This is a genomic window from Rhodanobacter fulvus Jip2, from assembly GCF_000264315.1.
Classification (GTDB): domain Bacteria; phylum Pseudomonadota; class Gammaproteobacteria; order Xanthomonadales; family Rhodanobacteraceae; genus Rhodanobacter; species Rhodanobacter fulvus.
The window spans coordinates 1-263 of the sequence record NZ_AJXU01000117.1 but is presented as its reverse complement, the minus strand read 5'-3'; the positions used below and the strand labels follow the sequence as shown (position 1 = coordinate 263).

Sequence of the window (263 nt, the reverse complement as noted above, 5' to 3'; positions counted from 1 at the left end):
GATTGATGTTTTTCTCTACAGCGGCTTTTAAGCCGTTTTCTTTTTGCGTTCTTTTGCAACTGTCGTGACTTTTCCGTCGTTGATTTCAACCCTATAGCCCATCTGATACAATAGGCAGCAGTCATTCAGATTGACTGGCATGGGCATTTTTGATTTTTTTCTCATTTTTCTCACGCTCCTTTCTTCTTTTTGCGCGGCACTCCGGGCACCGTTTCGGGAGCGGGTAGCCCATGTTGGAGTACCACATGATTTCTCTCCGGTTC

The 263-nt window shown here is 45.6% G+C and carries 1 protein-coding gene; it reads right to left on the bottom strand.

The features are described 5' to 3' along the window. Positions 1 to 27: 27 nt before the first annotated feature. A partial coding sequence (locus UU9_RS18475; protein WP_237710322.1) for a hypothetical protein occupies positions 28 to 263 on the bottom strand: 236 nt, incomplete at its 5' end.